19 protein-coding genes are annotated in these 18,305 nt (G+C 75.0%); 8 read left to right on the top strand and 11 right to left on the bottom strand.

Going from position 1 to position 18,305, the window contains the following annotated elements; all coding sequences use genetic code 11:
- Positions 1-386: 386 nt before the first annotated feature.
- Complete coding sequence (locus KOV94_RS08260) at positions 387-1,349, bottom strand: AraC family transcriptional regulator (protein WP_218051783.1); 963 nt, start codon at positions 1,347-1,349, stop codon at positions 387-389.
- Between the two features lie 123 nt (positions 1,350-1,472).
- Complete coding sequence (locus KOV94_RS08255; protein WP_124343081.1) at positions 1,473-2,234, bottom strand: isoprenyl transferase; 762 nt, start codon at positions 2,232-2,234, stop codon at positions 1,473-1,475.
- Positions 2,235-2,410: 176 nt separating this feature from the next.
- Here KOV94_RS08255 and trhA point away from each other — a divergent pair, with 176 nt between their 5' ends.
- The gene (gene trhA / locus KOV94_RS08250) at positions 2,411-3,106 is read left to right on the top strand and encodes a PAQR family membrane homeostasis protein TrhA (RefSeq protein ID WP_124343082.1); all 696 of its coding nucleotides are present in this window, start codon (positions 2,411-2,413) and stop codon (positions 3,104-3,106) included.
- Positions 3,107-3,167: 61 nt separating this feature from the next.
- Here the strand turns inward: trhA and KOV94_RS08245 are convergent, their stop codons facing one another.
- Genes KOV94_RS08245 through mca form a run of 3 tightly spaced genes read right to left on the bottom strand, consistent with a single transcriptional unit; the run spans position 3,168 to position 5,175 of the window.
- A complete protein-coding gene (locus KOV94_RS08245) occupies positions 3,168-3,995 on the bottom strand; it encodes a carbon-nitrogen hydrolase family protein (RefSeq protein WP_218051782.1) in 828 nt (275 codons plus the stop codon).
- Complete coding sequence (locus tag KOV94_RS08240; protein WP_218051781.1) at positions 3,992-4,318, bottom strand: hypothetical protein; 327 nt, start codon at positions 4,316-4,318, stop codon at positions 3,992-3,994. Before KOV94_RS08240 ends, KOV94_RS08245 begins: the two co-directional genes overlap by 4 nt.
- Positions 4,315-5,175, bottom strand: a complete 861-nt coding sequence (gene mca, locus KOV94_RS08235; protein ID WP_225916351.1) for a mycothiol conjugate amidase Mca — start codon at positions 5,173-5,175, stop codon at positions 4,315-4,317. The genes KOV94_RS08240 and mca overlap by 4 nt, the downstream gene beginning before the upstream one ends.
- 119 nt (positions 5,176-5,294) lie before the next feature.
- Here mca and KOV94_RS08230 point away from each other — a divergent pair, with 119 nt between their 5' ends.
- Together KOV94_RS08230 and greA are read left to right on the top strand one after the other, a co-directional pair.
- Complete coding sequence (locus KOV94_RS08230) at positions 5,295-5,702, top strand: DUF4307 domain-containing protein (protein WP_218051780.1); 408 nt, start codon at positions 5,295-5,297, stop codon at positions 5,700-5,702.
- A 282-nt stretch (positions 5,703-5,984) separates the two neighbouring features.
- The gene (gene greA / locus KOV94_RS08225; protein WP_200829719.1) at positions 5,985-6,470 is read left to right on the top strand and encodes a transcription elongation factor GreA; all 486 of its coding nucleotides are present in this window, start codon (positions 5,985-5,987) and stop codon (positions 6,468-6,470) included.
- 118 nt (positions 6,471-6,588) lie between these two features.
- Here greA and ilvA read toward each other — a convergent pair whose 3' ends face one another.
- The 3 genes from ilvA to KOV94_RS08210 are packed head-to-tail and all read right to left on the bottom strand — an operon-like array spanning position 6,589 to position 10,423.
- Positions 6,589-7,785 (bottom strand): threonine ammonia-lyase, encoded by a 1,197-nt coding sequence (gene ilvA / locus KOV94_RS08220; RefSeq protein ID WP_218051779.1) that lies wholly within the window; start codon positions 7,783-7,785, stop codon positions 6,589-6,591.
- A complete protein-coding gene (locus KOV94_RS08215; RefSeq protein ID WP_443623168.1) occupies positions 7,782-9,194 on the bottom strand; it encodes an AI-2E family transporter in 1,413 nt (470 codons plus the stop codon). The genes ilvA and KOV94_RS08215 overlap by 4 nt, the downstream gene beginning before the upstream one ends.
- Positions 9,191-10,423, bottom strand: coding sequence for a cystathionine gamma-synthase (locus KOV94_RS08210; protein ID WP_162351143.1), 1,233 nt, complete (start codon positions 10,421-10,423; stop codon positions 9,191-9,193). The genes KOV94_RS08215 and KOV94_RS08210 overlap by 4 nt, the downstream gene beginning before the upstream one ends.
- A 184-nt stretch (positions 10,424-10,607) precedes the next feature.
- On the opposite strand from KOV94_RS08210, the gene msrA reads away from it, so the two are divergent.
- On the top strand, positions 10,608-11,276 hold the full coding sequence (gene msrA, locus KOV94_RS08205) for a peptide-methionine (S)-S-oxide reductase MsrA (RefSeq protein ID WP_162351142.1): 669 nt from the start codon (positions 10,608-10,610) through the stop codon (positions 11,274-11,276).
- A gap of 318 nt (positions 11,277-11,594) precedes the next feature.
- Here msrA and KOV94_RS08200 read toward each other — a convergent pair whose 3' ends face one another.
- The gene (locus KOV94_RS08200) at positions 11,595-12,032 is read right to left on the bottom strand and encodes an Rdx family protein (protein ID WP_218051778.1); all 438 of its coding nucleotides are present in this window, start codon (positions 12,030-12,032) and stop codon (positions 11,595-11,597) included.
- A gap of 63 nt (positions 12,033-12,095) precedes the next feature.
- Here KOV94_RS08200 and KOV94_RS08195 point away from each other — a divergent pair, with 63 nt between their 5' ends.
- Together KOV94_RS08195 and KOV94_RS08190 are read left to right on the top strand one after the other, a co-directional pair.
- On the top strand, positions 12,096-12,968 hold the full coding sequence (locus KOV94_RS08195) for a CPBP family glutamic-type intramembrane protease (RefSeq protein ID WP_372449457.1): 873 nt from the start codon (positions 12,096-12,098) through the stop codon (positions 12,966-12,968).
- A gap of 48 nt (positions 12,969-13,016) precedes the next feature.
- Positions 13,017-14,270, top strand: a complete 1,254-nt coding sequence (locus KOV94_RS08190; RefSeq protein ID WP_218051777.1) for a D-arabinono-1,4-lactone oxidase — start codon at positions 13,017-13,019, stop codon at positions 14,268-14,270.
- Positions 14,271-14,416: 146 nt separating this feature from the next.
- On the opposite strand, the gene KOV94_RS08185 is transcribed toward KOV94_RS08190, so the two are convergent.
- A complete protein-coding gene (locus KOV94_RS08185; protein WP_124341877.1) occupies positions 14,417-14,824 on the bottom strand; it encodes an FKBP-type peptidyl-prolyl cis-trans isomerase in 408 nt (135 codons plus the stop codon).
- 114 nt (positions 14,825-14,938) lie between these two features.
- On the opposite strand from KOV94_RS08185, the gene KOV94_RS08180 reads away from it, so the two are divergent.
- Complete coding sequence (locus KOV94_RS08180) at positions 14,939-15,781, top strand: alpha/beta fold hydrolase (protein ID WP_218051776.1); 843 nt, start codon at positions 14,939-14,941, stop codon at positions 15,779-15,781.
- On the top strand, positions 15,774-16,370 hold the full coding sequence (locus KOV94_RS21215; RefSeq protein WP_218051775.1) for a TetR-like C-terminal domain-containing protein: 597 nt from the start codon (positions 15,774-15,776) through the stop codon (positions 16,368-16,370). Before KOV94_RS08180 ends, KOV94_RS21215 begins: the two co-directional genes overlap by 8 nt.
- Positions 16,371-16,498: 128 nt before the next feature.
- Here the strand turns inward: KOV94_RS21215 and KOV94_RS08170 are convergent, their stop codons facing one another.
- Positions 16,499-18,190: an AMP-binding protein gene (locus KOV94_RS08170; protein ID WP_218051774.1), complete on the bottom strand. Its 1,692-nt coding sequence runs from the start codon at positions 18,188-18,190 to the stop codon at positions 16,499-16,501.
- Between the last annotated feature and the right edge of the window lie 115 nt (positions 18,191-18,305).

Raw genomic sequence — 18,305 nt, 5'->3', positions numbered from 1 at the left:
TCCGGCGCTAGGTGCGCCGAGACGGACGCTTCACGACGGCAGCCCGCTCGCGCGGGCGGAGGGGGCCGACGTTCGGCGGCGGGACGGGGGCGGCCGGCCCGGTGCGTGAGGGCCGGGACCGACCCTCCTCCCGGAGCGGATGCTCCATGGGCTGGCCTCCCGGGGACGGCGGTCGCCGTCCTCTACGCGGAAGGTAACCCCGCCCACCGACAGGAGACGCACGACACGCGACGGTGTCACGCATCGTTCACCGGGGCGCCACCGGCGGGTCGGGTCGGTGCGGCGCGTGGCCTCCGCCGTCCGTGTCGTCACGACGTCCGGATGCCCCCGGCGGGCGCACGCGTCCACCCGCATAACGACGTCGCTCCCCCGCGGACCGCACCCGCTCACCCGCGCAGCGTGCGGCTGGGCGGGACGCCGAAGGCCTGCCGGTACGCCGCCGCGAACCGGTCGGTCTTGACGAACCCCCACCGCAGCGCCACGTCGGCGACGGTGTCGCCGGCCGTCGGGTCGGCCGCCTGGAGGTCGCGGTGCGCGCCCTCGAGGCGCGCGCGCCGGAGGTACGCCATGGGCGTCACGCCGAGGTGCCGCTGGAACGCGCTCTGGAGCGCGCGTGCGCTCACGCCCGCGGCGTGCGCGATGTCCGTCACCGTGACGGGCAGCGACGCGTGGTCGTCGATGAACGCGACCGCGCGGCGCACCGTGGACGGCGCGGCGTACCCGGGCCCGCGCACGAGCGCGCTGTCGAGGGTGGTGTTCGGGAAGGTGGCGAGGGCGCCGGCGGCGACCAGGTCCGCGAGCGCGGCGGCGGCGATCGGGTTCGCGGCGCTCGGCGCGTCGTCGGCGAGCTGCCCGGCGACGAAGTGCGCGAGGCGCACCCACGCCCGGCCCGCGGCTGCGGACACGGGCTCGAGCCCGCCGAAACGCACGTCGCGCGCGTCGAGGGGCAGCCTCTCCGACGCGACCCGCCCGACCACCGACCGCGGCAGCCGCAGCACGAGCAGCTCGATGCCGTCCCAGGTGGCGGTCAGCGGGTCGTCGTCGGGGAACCGGAACACCGACCCGGCCCCGATGCGGACCTCGTCGCCGCCCACGTCGTAGCGCCCGGTGCCCACGACGCCGGTCGTCACGAGCAGGTAGTCGACGGGCGCGACCGTGCACTGCACGCCGGTCGAGAGGCGCACGGTGTCCGCGCCGAGGTCACCGGCGTTCGTCGCCCGGAGGTCGCACAGGAAGGTCGGCGAGGCGGTGGCGAGCGTCAGGCGCTGGTGGGGGCAGTACAGGTCCTTGAGGACCGAGTACGCGACGTCCGGCTGACGTGTGGACACCTTCAGGACATGGACCGGCATCGACGGCACCCCCCTGCGCTGCGCGCCATCGGCCCGCAGCGCGCTGCTCCGGACCGGCCTCCATCTTCGTCCGACCGCCCGGGTCGCGCACCCGGACAGTTGTCCGAGGCATCAGCCTGGGGCTCAGCGGCCGAGCCGGCGCTCCCGGGCCGCGTAGGAGCGGACCGCGCGCAGGAAGTCGACGCGTCGGAAGTCCGGCCAGTACGCCTCGCAGAAGTAGAACTCCGAGTGGACCGACTGCCACAGCAGGAACCCGCCGAGCCGCTGCTCGCCCGACGTGCGGATGACGAGGTCGGGGTCGGGCTGGCCCTTGGTGTAGAGGCGCTCGGCGATGTGCTCGACGTCGAACTGCTCGGCCAGCTCGTCGACGCTCGTGCCGGCCTCGGCGTGCTCCCGCAGGAACGAGCGGACGGCGTCCGCGATCTCGTGCCGGCCGCCGTAGCCGACGGCGACGTTGACGTGCAGGCCGTCGACGTGCGCGGTGGCGGCCTCGGCCTCCCGCAGCGCGGCCGCGGTGCTCGCGGGGAGCAGGCCGAGCGACCCGACGGCCTGCAGGCGCCAGCGCCCCGCGGCAGCGAGGTCACGGACGGCGTGCTCGATGACGTCGAGCAGCGGCTCGAGCTCGTCGGCGGGGCGGTTGAGGTTGTCGGTCGACAGCATCCAGAGCGTGACGACCTCGACGCCGACGTCCTCGCTCCAGCCCAGCAGGTCGGCGATCTTGGCGGCGCCCGCCTGGTGCCCGTGCCGCGTGGACTCGCCCATGCTGCGCGCCCAGCGGCGGTTGCCGTCGAGGATGACGCCGACGTGGCGGGGTGCCCGGTCGCGTGGCAGCGAGGCGGCGAGTCGCTTCTCGTACAGCGAGTACACCGGGTGGGGCAGGCGCACGCGGACCTCTCCTTGGCGGGCGACGGCGGGAACCCGCTCACGGTACCCGTCCGTCGTGTGCGCAGGAGACGGATCGGACAGGATGGACGCGACGTCGGGCGCGTCGACAGCGCTACCTACGGTGTCGTAACCTACGGGCTCGTAGGTTACGTCGGACGACGGAAGCGAGACCGCCGATGAGCTCCACCTCCGCGCAGCCCTCCGGGCTCCCCGGTGCGGTCGGCCAGGTGGCCGACGCGATCAAGCCCAAGCTGCGCGGGTGGATCCACGCAGGGGTCGCGCCGCTCGTCCTCGTGGCGTCGATCGTGCTCGTCGTCCTCTCCCCCACCCCGGCCGCGAAGTGGTCCACGGCCGTGTTCGGGCTCACCGCGGTCATGCTCTTCGGCACCAGCGCCGTCTACCACCGCGGGCGCTGGTCCCCGCGCGTGCAGGGCATCCTGCGGCGGCTCGACCACACGAACATCTTCCTCATCATCGCGGGCACGTACACGCCCCTCGCGGTGCTCCTGCTGCCCGAGCAGACCGCGCGCATCCTGCTGATCATCGTGTGGTCCGGCGCGCTCCTCGGCCTGCTCGCCCGCGTCCTGTGGCTGGGCGCGCCGCGCTGGGTCTACGTGCCCGTGTACGTCGCGCTCGGCTGGGTCGCGGTCGCGTTCCTGCCGCAGTTCTGGCGGTCCGGCGGTCCCGCGATCGTCTGGCTCGTGGCCGCCGGCGGTCTCGCGTACACCGCGGGCGCCGTCGTCTACGGGCTCAAGCGACCCAACCCCAGCCCGCGGTGGTTCGGGTTCCACGAGGTGTTCCACACGCTGACCGTCGTCGGGTACACGTGCCACTACGTCGCGGTGTCGATCGCGTCGTACGGGTCCGCATGACGCCCACGCCGGGCCCGTCGGACCCGTCCGGCGCGCAGCCCGCGGCCGCCGCGGCGGGCGGTCAGTCGCGCGGGACCACCGCGTAGCGGCGGTTGGCCAGCGACGGGTTCGTCTCGCGCACCTGCGCGAGCAGCGCACCGTCGACGTCGACCGTGCGCACGTCCGGAGCCTCGTCCAGCTCGAGCCCGACGACGCCGTCGGGACCCACCACGAGCGACCGTCCGGTGACGCCCTTGCCCGCCTGCCCGACGGCGACCACGGCCGCGGTGTTCTCGATCGCGCGGGCGACCGCGAGCGACCGCCAGTGCCACGCCTTGAGCTCGCCCGCCGCCCACGCGGCCGGGTAGACCAGCACCTGCGCACCCGCGTCGACCAGGCGCCGCGACGACTCGGGGAACCGCAGGTCGTAGCAGGTCAGCACCCCGAACCGGAGTCCCGCGACGTCGAGCACGAGCGGCGGCGCGTCGGCCGGCCCGGCCTCGAGCCGCTCGGACTCGCGGTGGCCGAACGCGTCGTACAGGTGCACCTTGCGGTAGACGCCGACGAGGTCGCCGGTGCCGTCGACGGCCACGACCGCGTTGACCGCGCGCGCGTCGGTCCCGGGCAGCGTCGTACCCGCGACCACCGCGACGCCCGACGCCGTGGCCCGCTCGCGCAGCAGCCGCACGAAGGGCCCGTCGAGCGGCTCGGCGTGCTCCGGCCCGACGCCGTGCGGCTGGAAGCCCGACGCGTACTCGGGCAGCACCAGCAGGTCGGCGCGCGCCCGCTCGGCGGTCGCGAACGCGTCGCGGACCATCTCGCGGTTCGCCGCGTGGTCGTCGCTGACGGCGACCTGCGCGACCGTCACGCGCACCGCCGGTCGGAGCGGCGGCTCCGGCCGCGTGCTCACCGGCCGCCGCCCGTGGCGCCCGGCCCGTCCGGGCGGTCGGACGCGTCCGGCGCGTCGGTCGCGCCGCCGTCACCCCGGGCCGTCGTGTCGTCGCCGGTCCCGTCGCCGGTCCCGTCGTCGTCGAGCCCGAGCTGCTTGGCGCGCCGGTCGACCTTGCGCAGCTGCTTGGTCAGCGACAGGAACAGCCCGATCGCCGCCACGGCGAGCAGGAACGTCACGACGAAGCCGAGGAACCCCGGCGACCCGCCGCCGGGTGCGGTGAGCTCGACGTCGCTCGGCGACGGGCTCGGCGCCGCCGCGAGCAGCGCCACGACCGCGCTCACGCGCCCACCACCCGCGCGATGCCCGCGAACAGGTCGTCCTCGGGCGTCGTCGTCGGCACGTGCGAGTGCGCGAGCTCGTACTCCTCGGTCGGCCACTGCGCGAGCTCGATCTCGCGCGGGATCGCGAAGAAGAAGCCGTCGGGGTCGATCTGGGTCGCGTGCGCGCGCAGCGCGGCGTCACGCTGCGGGAAGAAGTCCGCGACCGGCACGAACGTCGTCGCGGTGCGCTCGGGGATCTCGCGCGCCTGCCGCGAGTCGATCCAGTCGCCGAACGGCGACTCCCGGCCAGCCGCGACGAGCGCGTCGTGCATCGCCCGCATGCGCTTCATCGAGAACCCGTGGTTGTAGTACAGCTTGAGCGGCGTCCAGGGCTCGCCACGGTCGCGGTAGCGCTCCGGGTCGCCCGCCGCGTGGTACGCCTCGTACGCGACGCGGTGGCACATGATGTGGTCGGGGTGCGGGTAGCCGCCCGACGGGTCGTACGTCGTGATCACGTGCGGCCGGAACTCGCGGACCAGCTCGACGAGCGGCGCCGAGGCGACCTCGAGCGGCTGCAGCGCGAAGCACCCCTCCGGGAGCGGCGGCAGCGGGTCGCCCTCGGGCAGCCCCGAGTCGACGAAGCCCAGCCAGTGCTGGCGGACGCCGAGCGCCTCCGCGGCCGCGGCCATCTCCGCCGTCCGCACCGCCCGCATGCCCTCGATGCCGCCCTCGACCTCGCCGTACGACGGGTTGAGCACGTCGCCGCGCTCCCCGCCCGTGCACGTCACGACGAGCACGTCGACGCCGTGCGCCGCGTACATCGCGGTCGTGGCGGCGCCCTTGCTCGACTCGTCGTCAGGGTGGGCGTGCACCGCCATCAGGCGCAGCCGCTCTCCGGTCACGCGAGGCCTCCGTTCGGGACGTGCGGGGGGACGAGGGACAATGATCGCGCACACGACGCGCGCTGCCCCCGCCCGTCCCGTCGCCGAGGAGCCCTGTGAGCCAGTCCCCCGCCGTGCGCCCGCCCGCCGGGCGCTACGGACCCGAGCCTACGTCCCGGTCGACCACGCTCCGACGCGTCGGGCTCGGTGCGCTCGTGCTGGTCGCGGTCGTGGTGCTCGCGTGGGTGGGCATCGGCGTGGTGCGCGAGCCGGTGCAGTGGAAGGACGTCGGGTTCCGCGTCGACGGCCCGACGTCCACGCAGGTCACGTTCGAGGTCACCAAGGACCGGGACGCGACCGTCACGTGCCAGGTGCAGGCGCTGTCGGAGTCGTATGCGCAGGTCGGCGTGCGGTCGGTCGAGGTCGGGCCCGCGGACACCGCGACGCAGCGGGTCACGGTCACCGTGCAGACCGCCGAGCTCGCCGTGTCGGGCGTCGTGGCGGGCTGCACGCCGATCGACTGAGCCTGTCGTCCGAGCGGCCGTCCGACTCGTCGGCCGAGCGGGTCCTCCGAGCCGGTCGACCGAGCGTCACCGCAGTGGTCCGCACCGGGCGGACCGACCCCGTGCGCTATCCTGGTCGTTTCACACGCCGCCCCGGTCCGGCGTGACCGCTGGTCGACGCGACCGAGTGGGAACGGCGTGCACCTCATCACCGTGCCTCACGACGTGCGTGCCGACCTCGGCGCGGCACCCCGGGGCGAACCGCCGGTCACCGACCGGCACGCATGCATGGAAGGAGCGATCGTGACCGACACGACTGCGGCCACGTGGCTGACGCAGGAGGCCTACGACCGGCTCTCGGCCGAGCTCGACCGCCTCAAGGGCGAGGGTCGGAACGAGATCACCGCGCGCATCGCCGCGGCCCGCGACGAGGGCGACCTCAAGGAGAACGGCGGCTACCACGCCGCGCGCGAGGAGCAGGCGAAGCAGGAGGCCCGCATCCGCGAGCTCGAGGCCAAGCTCCGCAACGTCCAGATCGGCACGCCGCCCGACGACGGCGTCGTCGAGCCCGGCATGGTCGTGACCGCCGAGGTCGCGGGCGACGAGATGGTGTTCCTGCTGGGCTCGCGCGAGATCGCCGGGACCGCGGACATCGACGTGTTCTCGCCGACGTCGCCGCTGGGCGCCGCGATCAACGGCACCAAGGTGGGCGACACGACGTCGTACGCCGCCCCGAACGGGAACGAGATCCCGGTCAAGATCCTCGGCGCGAAGCCCTTCGACGCCTGACCTCGACGGTCCTCGACGCGGCGCTCCCCTGCTGAGGGGGCGCCGCGTCGGCGTTCGGGGAGCGGCGCCGGCCGACACGGGCCGGCGACGCTCGGCGGCTCGGCCCGTGCGCGGTGGCTCAGTCCCCCTGGACCTGGTAGCCCGTCGCCCGCAGGTGCGCCATGACCTGCGCGCAGTGCTCAGGCCCCTTCGTCTCGACCTGCGCCGAGACGGTGACCTGGTCGAACGCCAGGTCGGACCCCGTGCGGGCGTGCGTGAGGTGCATGACGTTCCCGCCGGCCTCCGCGATGTCCTGGAGCAGCGACGCGAGCGCACCCGGCCGGTCGTCGATCCGGACGCGCAGCGCGAGGAACCGCCCGGCCGACGCGAGGCCGTGCCGGACGACGTGCAGGAGCACCTGCGGGTCGATGTTGCCGCCGGACAGGATCGCCACGACCGGACCCTCGAACGTGCCGGGTGCCGCCATGAGCGCCGCGACGGCGACGGCCCCCGACGGCTCGACGAGCAGCTTGGCGCGCTCCGCGACGAGCAGCACGGCCCGGGAGATGTCCTCCTCGGAGACCGTGCGGACCTCGAGGTGGTGCCGGTCGAGCACCTCGAACGGCACACCGCCGGGGAGCCCGACCGCGATGCCGTCCGCCATGGTCCGCAGCTCGGGGGCCGGCACCGGGTGGTGCACCGCGAGCGACGCGGGGTACGCGGCGGCGCGGGCGGCCTGCACGCCGACGACCCGCACGTCGGGGCGGACCTGCGCGAGGGCCTCGACGACGCCCGCCGCGAGCCCGCCGCCCCCGACGGGCACGACGACGGTCGCGACGTCGGGCACCTGCTCCGCGATCTCGAGCGCGATGGTCCCCTGCCCGGCGACGACGTCGGGGTGGTCGAACGGGTGCACGAGGACGGCGCCCGTGCGCTCGGCGTGCTCGCGCGCGTGCACGAGGGCCTCGTCGACGGACGTCCCGACCAGTTCGACGTGCGCGCCGTAGTCGCGCGTCGCCGCGATCTTCGGCAGCGCCGCGTCGACGGGCATGTAGACGTAGGCCTCGATGCCGAGGATGCGGGCCGCGAGCGCGACGCCCTGCGCGTGGTTGCCCGCCGACGCCGCGACGACGCCCCGCGCGCGCTCCTCGTCGGTCAGGCGTGCCATGCGCGTGTAGGCGCCGCGGATCTTGAACGACCCGGCGCGCTGGAGGTTCTCGCACTTGAGCCAGACCTCCGCACCGGCGACCTGGCTGACGGCGCGGCTGCGCTGCACGGGCGTGCGCTCGGCGACGCCGTCGAGCAGGCGTGCGGCCGCGGCGACGTCGAGGCTCACCGCGTCCCGCCGTCGGCCGTCGCACCACGGCCGGGCCGGTCGTCGGCTCGCTGGACGGGCGGGTCGTCGGCTCCCTGGACGGTCGCGGCCTCGTCCTCGCCGGTCGCCTCGCCCGCGCCGAGCTCCTCGTCGGTCCGCTCGGTCGCGTCGCGCTCCGACTCGCGCTCGGCGACCTGCGCGACGGCCCGGTCGAGCACGGGGTGACCGCGTCCACGCACGGGGACGTGGTCGTGCGTGCCGAGCTGCGGGAACTTGTCGTGCCCGTGCAGGTAGAGCACGACGGTGTTGAGGACGGCCGCGATCGGCACCGCGAACAGCGCGCCGACGATGCCCGCGACGAACGAGCCGGCCGCGACCGACAGCAGCACCGCGACGGGGTGCAGCGACACGGCGTGACCCATGAGGAACGGCTGCAGCACGTGCCCCTCGAGCTGCTGCACGCCGAGGACGATCGCGAGCATGATCAGCGCGGCGCCGGGTCCCTGCGCGACGAGCGCGACGAGCACCGCGATGGACCCGGTGACGACGGCGCCGACGATCGGCACGAACGACCCGAGGAACACGAGGATCGCGAGCGGGAGCGCGAGCGGGAGGCCGAGGATCGCCGCACCGACGCCGATGCCGATCGCGTCGACCGCGGCCACGAGGATCTGGGTGCGCGTGTAGGCGCCGAGCGTGACGACGCCGCGTCGGGCGGCCTGGTGCACGTGCTCGCGCGAGCCGCGCGGCAGGAGCCCGACGACCCACGCCCAGATGGTGCGGCCGTCGAGCAGGAAGAAGAACGTGCAGAACAGCGCGATGATCGCGCCGGCCAGGACGTGCCCGACGGTCGTCGCGCCGGTCACCACGCCGGACAGCACGCTCGACGACGCGCCCGACGCGGACTCCTGGATGCGGTCGACCCACGTCTGCATGTCGTCGGTCGACAGCTGGAGCGGGCCGGTCGCGAGCCAGTCGAGGATCTTGTCGACGCCCTGCGACGCCTGCGACCACAGGTCGCCGATGCCCCGCACGACGGACCGCCCGGCGAGCCCGAGCAGCGTCCCGACGACCGCGACGAGCGCGACGACGGCGAGCCCCGCGGCCGCCCCGCGCGGCAGCCGCAGGCGGCGGTGCAGCCAGCCGACGAGCGGCGTCAGCAGGACGGTCAGCAGCAGCGCGATCGCGACGGGGACGACGACGACCTTGAGCTGCGCGATCAGCCACAGCAGCACGGCGAGCGCCGCGCCGATCAGCAGGAGGCGCCACGACCACGACGCGGCGGCGCGCACGGACGGCGGCACCGACTCGTTGCCGGCGCGCGCACGGCGGTCCGCGTCGGGGCGCGTCGCGGAGGTGGCCGCGAGCGCGGCGGGCGCCGCACCGAGCACCGAGGGCTCCTGCGCGGCGGCCGGCTTGTCGAGGGTCACGCGCCACGTCCCGCGGCGAGGGCGCGGTCGAGGTCGGCGATCAGGTCGTCGGCGTCCTCGATGCCCACGGACAGCCGGACGAGGTCGTCGGGGACCTCCAGGGCGGTGCCCGCGACGGACCCGTGGGTCATGCGCCCGGGGTGCTCGACGAGCGACTCGACACCGCCGAGCGACTCGGCGAGCGTGAACACCTCGGTCGCCGCGCACACCGCGAGCGCCGACGCCTCGCTGCCGGTGCGGAACGAGACCATGCCGCCGGCGCCGCGCATCTGGCGCGCGGCGAGCTCGTGGCCCGGGTGCGACTCGAGCCCCGGGTAGATGACGGACGTGACCGCGTCGTGCGCGGCGAGGAACTCGGCGACGCGCTGCGCGTTGGCGACGTGCCGGTCCATCCGGACCGCGAGCGTGCGCAGGCCGCGCAGCGTGAGCCACGCGTCGAACGGACCGGCGATCGCGCCGGACGCGTTCTGGTGGAAGCCCACGGCGTCGGCGAGGTGCGTCGTGCCGGTCGGGCCGTCGAGCCCGACCGGGAGCTGTGCGCCGTCCGCGACGACGAGCGCGCCGCCCACGACGTCGGAGTGCCCGCCGATGTACTTCGTCGTCGAGTGCACGACGACGTCGGCACCGAGCGCGAGCGGCTGCTGCAGGTACGGCGTCGCGAACGTGTTGTCGACCGCGAGGAGCGCGCCGACGCCGCGCGCCAGCGCCGAGATCGCGGCGATGTCGGCGACGTTGAGCAGCGGGTTCGTCGGCGTCTCGACCCACACGAGCTTGGTGCGGCCCGGCTGGATCGCCGCCGACACGGCGCCGGCGTCGGTGAGGTCGACGGGTGTGTGCTCGATCCCCCAGGGCCCGAACACGCGCGCGATCAGGCGGTACGTGCCGCCGTACGCGTCGTCGGGGACGACCACGTGGTCACCCGGTCGCAGCGCGGCGCGCAGCAGCGTGTCCTCGGCGGCCAGGCCGGACGCGAAGGCGAACCCGGCGGCGCCGAGCTCGAGGTCGGCGAGCGCGGCCTCGAGCGCCGCCCGCGTCGGGTTGGCCGAGCGCGAGTACTCGTAGCCGCCGCGCAGGCCGCCGACGCCGTCCTGCTTGTACGTCGACACCTGGTAGATCGGCGGGACGACGGCACCCGTCGTCGGATCGGGGTCCTGACCTGCATGGATGGCGCGGGTCGCGAAGCCGGCGGTGGGTCGGTCGTCGCCGTCGGTGCTGTGTGGGGTGGTCACCGCCCCAGGCTAGGCCGTGGCGCCCCGGGACTGCCCCCGGACGCGCGCCCAGGCGGTCGCCGCGTCGGTCCGCAGCGCCTCTCCCGCGGTCCACGGGCACCGGGAACACCGGACGTGCGCGCACGGTTGTGCTGGCCGGGATGGACCAGGCGAACCGCCGGTCTCCCGGAGAGGACCAGCGACCATGAACTGGCTTTTCGGCTCAGCGCTCCGCTCGACGATGGTGGCCCCGGACCGGGCCCTCGCGGGCCGCGACGGCTACGCGTACACGGTCCCGGAGACGCACACCGTGCTGGGCACCCCGCTCGCGGGCCCGTGGCCCGAGGGCACGCGCGTGCTGTACGTCGCGATGGGCTGTTTCTGGGGCGCCGAGCGCGCCTTCTGGCAGCTGCCCGGGGTCGTCACGACCGCCGTCGGCTACCAGGGTGGCTACACGCCCTTCCCGACCTACGAGGAGACGTGCACCGGGATGACCGGGCACACCGAGATGGTCCTCGTCGCGTACGACCCGACCGTGCTGTCCGACGACGACGTGCTGCGCACCTTCTGGGAGTCGCACGACCCGACCCAGGGCTACCGCCAGGGCAACGACGTCGGCACCCAGTACCGGTCCGCGATCTACACGACGACGCCCGAGCAGGCGGAGGCGGCGGTCCGCACGCGCGACGAGTACCAGCCGCGCCTGACGCGGTCGGGCTTCGGCGACATCACGACGGAGATCCGCACGGCCGACGAGGCCGGGCCGTTCTTCTACGCCGAGGGCTACCACCAGCAGTACCTCGACAAGAACCCGAACGGCTACTGCGGTCTGGGCGGCACGGGCGTCTCCTGCCCCCGCCCGACGGGCGCCTGACCGTCCGCCCCTGACGTCCCGCCGCACTCGGCGCGGGACGTCAGGGGGACGTCTCGGGTGGGCGGACGGCGAGGAGCGCCCCTCTCCCGTTGCCGTCCGCCCACCCTGCGGCGGGTCGCGGGCCCCCGTGACCGCTTGACCCGCCGCCTCCGGTGAAGGCCTGCGTTCGCCGCGAAGGTAGTCCGGGCGGGTGACGCCGGTCCACGCCTGTCCACGTGGGACCGGACCGGGGTCCAGGACGTCTGCGCAGGTCGGACGGGCTGACAGGGCGGTCAGCGACCTCGCCCGTGGGCGTCGGCCGGCGACGGGCAGCGACTCTCAGAGGCCGTCCGAGTGCCCCAACGGCTTGTCCGGGGCGACGACGTCGCGGACCCGGCGCTTGAGCACCGTGATCTCCGGGAAGCCGCCCTCGACCTTGCGGTCCCAGACGACCTGCCCGTCGGCCTCGACCGTGAAGACGCCGCCGTTGCCGGGGCGCAGCGCGACCTCGCCGAGCTCGCGGTGGAACGTCGTGAGGAGCTCCTGGGTGTACCAGGCGGCGCGCAGCAGCCAGCGGCACTGCGTGCAGTAGGTGATGACGACGCGCGGGCCCGCCGTGGGCGACGCCGCCGGCGGGGCGACGGCGTCCGCGGCGCGCTCGGCGGTCGCCGCGTCGGGCTCGTCGGTCGGGCGGTCGGCGGTCGCGGCCACGGGCTGGTCGGCGGCGCGGTCGGGGTGCGGGTCGGCGGGTGCGCCGGAGGGCTGGTCGTCGGGCATCCGCACAGCGTTCCACCCCGCGAGCGGTCGCGTGGACCACGTCCGGCCCCGCAGACTGCACGGGTGGACGCCGCCCCGACCGACGCCCCTGCCGCCCCGACGACGCCGACCGTCCCGCGCCTGAGCTGGGCGCCGCGCGACGTGCTGCGCGTGCTCGCCGCCGCGCTGGTCTGCGGGTCGGCCGTGCTCCTGTTCGCGGTGCACGTGCGGCCCTGGGGGTACGTGCCGCTCGTCGCGGGCGTCCTCCTGGCGTTCGCGGTCGACCGTGCGCTGGGCCGCGACCTCGCCGTCGTCGGGCTGGGCATGGCGATCATCACGACGATCTCGCTCAAGGCCGACCTGTCCGACGCGGGGATCGCGCGGTTCGGGGTCGTGCTGTCGGCGGCGGTGCTCGTCCCCTACGTCGTGCACCGCTACCTCCTGAAGCAGGACGCGATCCGCTTCCCGGTGCGCACGGGCCGCCGCTGGAGCCGGACGCAGGTCGTCTACCTGCTGGTCGTCGTGCTGCTCGCGTACCTGCTCCTGCCCTGGTACTTCCTGGGCTCGGGCGCGTACCTCAACTGGCCCGTGGTGGACACGGGGCAGGAGGTCGCGCGGCTGTTCGTCGGCGTCAACGCGGTGGGCATCTGGGACGAGCTGTTCTTCGTCTGCACGGTCCTCGCGCTGCTGCGCGTGCACTTCCCCTTCCCGATCGCGAACGTCCTGCAGGCCGCGGTGTTCGTGTCGTTCCTGTGGGAGCTCGGGTACCGCGAGTGGGGTCCGCTGCTGACGGTCCCGTTCGCGCTGGTGCAGGGCTGGATCTTCCGGAAGACGGCGTCGCTCACGTACGTCGTCTCCGTGCACCTGCTGTTCGACCTCGTCGTGTTCATGGTGCTCGTGCACGCGCACGAGCCGTCCCTGTTCGACGTCTTCGTGACGGCACCGTCGTCCTGGTGACCGTAGGTTGGGGTGATCCCCAGCCGCACGACGAGAGGACCCAGCCCCGTGAGCCTGACGAACTGGGCCGGCAACTACACCTACCGCGCGCCGCGGGTGCTCGCGCCGGCCACGGTCGAGGAGCTTCAGGAGGTGGTGGCCGGTGAGGACCGCGTGCGCGCCCTGGGCACCCGGCACTGCTTCAACGACCTCGCCGACGGTCCGGCCGTGCTCGTCTCGCTCGAGGGTCTCGAGCCGGAGATCACGCTCGACGAGGACGCGCGCACGGTCACGGTGACGGGCGGGACCCGGTACGGGACGCTCGCGCGGTTCCTGCACGACGCCGGCTGGGCGGTGCACAACCTCGCGTCGCTCCCCCACATCTCGGTGGCGGGGGCGGTCGCGACCGCGACGCACGGCTCGGGCGACCGCTCGCGCAACCTGTCGACGGCCGTCGCGGCGCTCGACCTCGTCGGGCCCGACGGCTCGCTGCGGCATGTCGCGCGGGGCGACGACGACTTCGCCGGGTCCGTCGTCGCGCTCGGCGCCCTCGGGGTGGCGGCGCGCGTGACGCTCGACGTCGAGCCGACGTTCCTCGTCGCGCAGGAGGTGCACGTCGGCCTGCCCTGGGCCGCGGTGCTGGCCGACCTCGACGCGGTCACGTCGAGCGCGGACTCGGTGAGCCTCTTCACGGACTGGACGGGCGACGCGGTCCAGCAGGTGTGGCGCAAGTCGCGCGTCGGCGCGGACGGCTACGAGCGCCGCGCGGAGCTGTTCGGCGCGACGCCCGCGGACGGCCCGCGCCACCCGCTGCCGGGCATCGACCCCGTCAACTGCACGCAGCAGCTCGGCGTCCCCGGCCCGTGGCACGAGCGGCTGCCGCACTTCCGCCTCGAGTTCACGCCGAGCAACGGCGACGAGCTGCAGTCCGAGTACCTCGTGCCGCGCGCGCACGCGGTCGACGCACTGCAGGCCGTGCGCGGCCTGGCCGAGGTCGTGTCGCCGTTGCTGCAGGTCAGCGAGGTCCGCACGATCGCCGCCGACGACCTGTGGCTCTCGACGGCCTACGGCGACGACCGCGTCGGGCTGCACTTCACGTGGAAGCCGCTCCAGCCGCAGGTCGAGGCGGTGCTCCCCACGCTCGAGTCCGCCCTCCAGCCGTTCGACGCGCGGCCGCACTGGGGCAAGCTGTTCGCCGACCCTGGCCGCGACCTGGCCCGCCTGTACCCCCGGTGGGACGACTTCGCCGCGTTGGTCGCGCGGACCGACCCGGACGGTAAGTTCCGCAACGACTTCATCGCGCGGCACGTGCTGCGCGGCTGACACGGTCGGGCCACGGCTGCCAGGGCTGCCACCGCTCGGGCACCGCTGACACCCGTCCGGGCACGACACGGCCCCCGTCGCTCGCTGGCGACGGGGGGCGTGTCGTGCTCGGCGACCGGCGCGTCAGCGGCCGGTGCGCGTCGACGTCAGCGGCTGGTGCCGACGATGTCGACGACGAAGACGAGCGTGTCGCCGCCCTTGATGCCGGCCTGCGGCACGCCACGGTCGCCGTAGCCGAGGTGCGACGGGATCGACAGGAGCACGCGCGAGCCGACCTGCTGGCCGACGAGGCCCTCGTCCCAGCCGGCGATGACCTGGCCGACGCCGATCCCGAACGAGATCGTCGAGCGGCGGTCGTACGAGTTGTCGAAGACGCCTCCCTGCCACGACTGGCCGAGGTAGTGCACCTCGATGTCGTCGCCGGCCTCGACCAGCTCGCCGTCGCCGCGCGACAGCACGACCACCTCGAGCTCGCCGGACGGCTGCGCGTCGGGGAACGTCAGCGTGGGCTTGTCGCCGAACGACCCCGAGACCTCGGGCAGCGCTGCGGACATGACGGAACTCCTTCGGTGGGTGACAGTGCCGGACCATCGTGCCGCACCTCGCGGGGTCACGCGCTGCGCACACCCCCTTGCGGCGCGTTGGCTAATGGCATTAGCTTTGACCGCATGACGACGACACAGCACCTCCTGCGCCCGTTCGGGCGGCTCGCCTACACCGTCGACGGCCCCACCGACGGGCCCCTCGTGGTGCTCGTGCCGGGCATGGGCGACCTGCGCTCGACCTGGGCCCCGGTCCTGCCGGAGCTCCACGCGCACGGCTACCGCACCGCGGCGCTCGACCTGCGCGGCCACGGCGAGACCGACCCCGTCGACCCCGAGGGTCATGGCGTCGAGGGGATCGCCGGCGACGCGCTCGCGCTCGCCGAGCACCTCGGCACGACACCTCAGCGGCCCACGGTCCTGGTCGGCTCTTCGGTCGGCGCCGGTGGTGTCGCACGCGCGGCCGCCGACCGCCCCGACCTCGTCGCGGGCGTCGCGCTGCTCGCCTACGCCGCCAACGACGGCGCAGCGCCGGGTGCCGTGCGCGCCCAGGTCCACGTCCTGCTCCGCCGCCCGTGGGGCCCTCGTGCCTGGGCGTGGTTCTACAGCACCCTCGTCAAGGCACCGGTCGACGTGCGGTCCCACCTCGACGCCCTGCGGCGGGACCTCGCCCGGCCCGGTCACCTCGAGCAGCTCCGCACCCTCGCCCTGCGGCTGCTCGAGGGCCACGAGGACACGCGCCTCGCCGACGTCACCGTCCCCGTGCTCGCGATCACCGGCAGCGCGGACCCCGAGTCGAAGGACCCGGCGGCTACGCTGCGCGGCGTGGCCGAGACCGCACCCCACGTCACCCCCGTCCTCCTCGACGGCGTCGGGCACTACCCGCAGCACGAGGCCACCGCGACCGTCGCCGAGCACCTCGTCGCGCTCGTCGACCGCGTCGCGGGCGGGGCGGACCGACGTGCCTAGGGCCGGCCTCGACCGGTCGGCCGTCGTCGCGCTCGCGCTCGCCGTCCTCGACGAGTCCCCGGGCGGGCTCGGCGACCTCACGCTCGCCGCCGTCGCCGCGCGCGCGGGCGTGGCCGTGCCGAGCCTCTACAAGCACGTCGACGGCCTGCCGGGTCTGCGGCGTGACGTCGCGCGCGCGTGCGTCGAGGACTTCACCGAGACCCTCGACGACGCCTCCCCCGCCGACGCCGAGCCGGAGCAGCGCCTGCGCGCGATGGCGGACGCCCTCCGCGACTACGCGCGCCGGCACCCCGGCCGCTACCGGGCCGTGCAGGTGGGCGGCTGGCCGCAGGACGCCGACGCGACCGCGGTGCAGGTGGCCGCGGCCCGGACCGTGACGCTGATGTCGGAGACGGTGGCCGGGCTCGGCGTCCCGGCCGCGCGGCACGTCGACGCGGTCCGGGCGGTGCGCGCCGCGCTGCACGGGTTCGTCGTGCTCGAGCTCGACGGCGGCTTCGGGATGCCCGACGACGTCGACGTCAGCTACCGCTACCTCGTCGACGGCCTCGTCCGCGGCCTGCACGCGACGGCGGGCACCCCCGTCGCCTGACCCGCTCGGGGTGGCACGCGCACGTCACGGCGGCCGGGACGTCAGGGGCGGCGCTCGCCGCGGACGCCGGTGTGGGCGTCGGCCCGGACGCACGACTCGCCGACGACCGCCCCTCACGGGTCGAGGGGTCAGGCGGCGCCGCCCGCGAGCACCTGCTCGCGCACGACCCGGCGCAGGACCTTGCCGACCTGCGAGCGCGGCAGCTCGGTGAGCACGACGAGCCGGCGCGGCAGCGCGTACCGGGCGAGCCGCTGCTCGCACCACGCGCGGACGGCCGCGAGGTCGACCCCGGAGGCGTCGTCGGCCAGGACGACCGCGGCCACGACGGACTCGCCCATCGCACCGCCCGGCACGCCGACCACGGCGACGTCGGCGATCCCCGGCATGCCGCGCAGGTGGTCCTCGACCTGCGACGGGTACACCTTGAAGCCGCCGGTGACGATCATCTCCTTCATGCGGTCGACCAGGACGACGCTGCCGTCGACGACCTGCACGACGTCACCGGTGCGCAGCCAGCCGCCGGGCAGGAGCTGCGCGGCGGTCTCGTCGGGGCGCTGCCAGTAGCCCTGGAACACCTGCGGCCCGCGGATCAGCAGCTCGCCGCCGGTGGCCGGGTCGACGTCGCGCGTCGGGTCCTCCTGGTCGACGACCCGCACCTCGGTGCTCGGGAACGGCAGGCCGAGCGTGCCGGGGCGACGCTCGGGCGTGAGCGGGTTGCCGAGCGCGACGGGCGACGTCTCCGTCATGCCGTACCCCTCGACGACGAGCCCGCCGGTCGCGGCCTCCCAGCGACGCGCGGTCTCGGCCGGGAGCGCCATGGCGCCGGAGATCGCGTGCGTGAACGACGTGAGGTCCGCACCCGCGGACTCGGCGGCCGTGACGAGCCGGTCGAGCATCGGCGGGACGGCGGGGAGGAACGTGCCGGGACGGCGGCGCTGCGCCGCGACCACCAGGGCGGGGTCGAACGACGGGAACACGACGAGCGTCGCGCCCACGCGCACCGCGTACGTGAGGCACAGCGTGAGGCCGAACGCGTGGAAGAACGGCAGGACGCCGTAGACGACCTCCGTGCCGGGTGCGACGCCGGTCCAGGCGTGCCCCTGGATCGCGTTCGCGACGAGGTTGCGGTGGCTGAGCACCGCGGCCTTGGGCGTCCCCGTCGTGCCGCCGGTGTACTGCAGGAGCGCGACGTCGTGCGCCTGGGGCTGCGGGGTCGCCGGGTCGAGCGGTCGCGCGCCGGCGACGAGGCGGTGCCAGGAGGGGGTGCCGGCCGGGACGGGGCCCTGCATGGCGGCACGCGTCCGACGGGCCTTCGCGACGGGCAGTCGCAGCGCGAGCCGCTTGCGCCACGGGAGGTCGGCCGCGAGGTCGACGGCGACGACGGTGCGCACGTCGGTGCGGTCGCGTGCGGCGAGCACGGCCGGGACCGCCTTCTGCCAGACGAGCGCGACGACCGCGCCGGAGTCGGCGAGCTGGTGCGCGAGCTCGTCGGCCGTGTAGGTCGGGTTGTGCTCGACGACGACCGCCCCGACCCGCAGCGCGGCCTGGAACGCGACGACGTGCGCGGGGCAGTTGGGCAGCGCGAGCGCGACGCGGTCACCGGGGCGGACGCCGAGGTCGAGCAGCACCTGCGCGGCGCGCGCGACGCGGTCGGCGAGCGCGCGGTACGTCGTGGTGGCGCCGAGGAAGTCGAGCGCGACGCGGTCGGGCCAGGTCGCGGCGGCGCGGTCGAGGGCGGCGGTGAGCGGCTCGTCGGGGACGTCGACGTCCCGCGGGACCCCGCGGGGGAGGTCGAACGAGAGAGGCGGCGCGCTGTCCATCGCACGACCGTAACCTACGCAACCGTAAGTTACTAGTGCGTAACTTAGATGTCACCCGGTCCGGAGCCGGCGGCGACGCCCGTGCCGTCCCGACGCGATGGGGCCGCGGACCCCT

Origin of the sequence: Cellulomonas algicola (assembly GCF_019024305.1) — a bacterium.
Lineage (GTDB): Bacteria > Actinomycetota > Actinomycetes > Actinomycetales > Cellulomonadaceae > Cellulomonas > Cellulomonas algicola.
The sequence above is the reverse complement of the archived record's forward strand: the minus strand, read 5'-3'. Positions and strand labels throughout refer to the sequence as shown.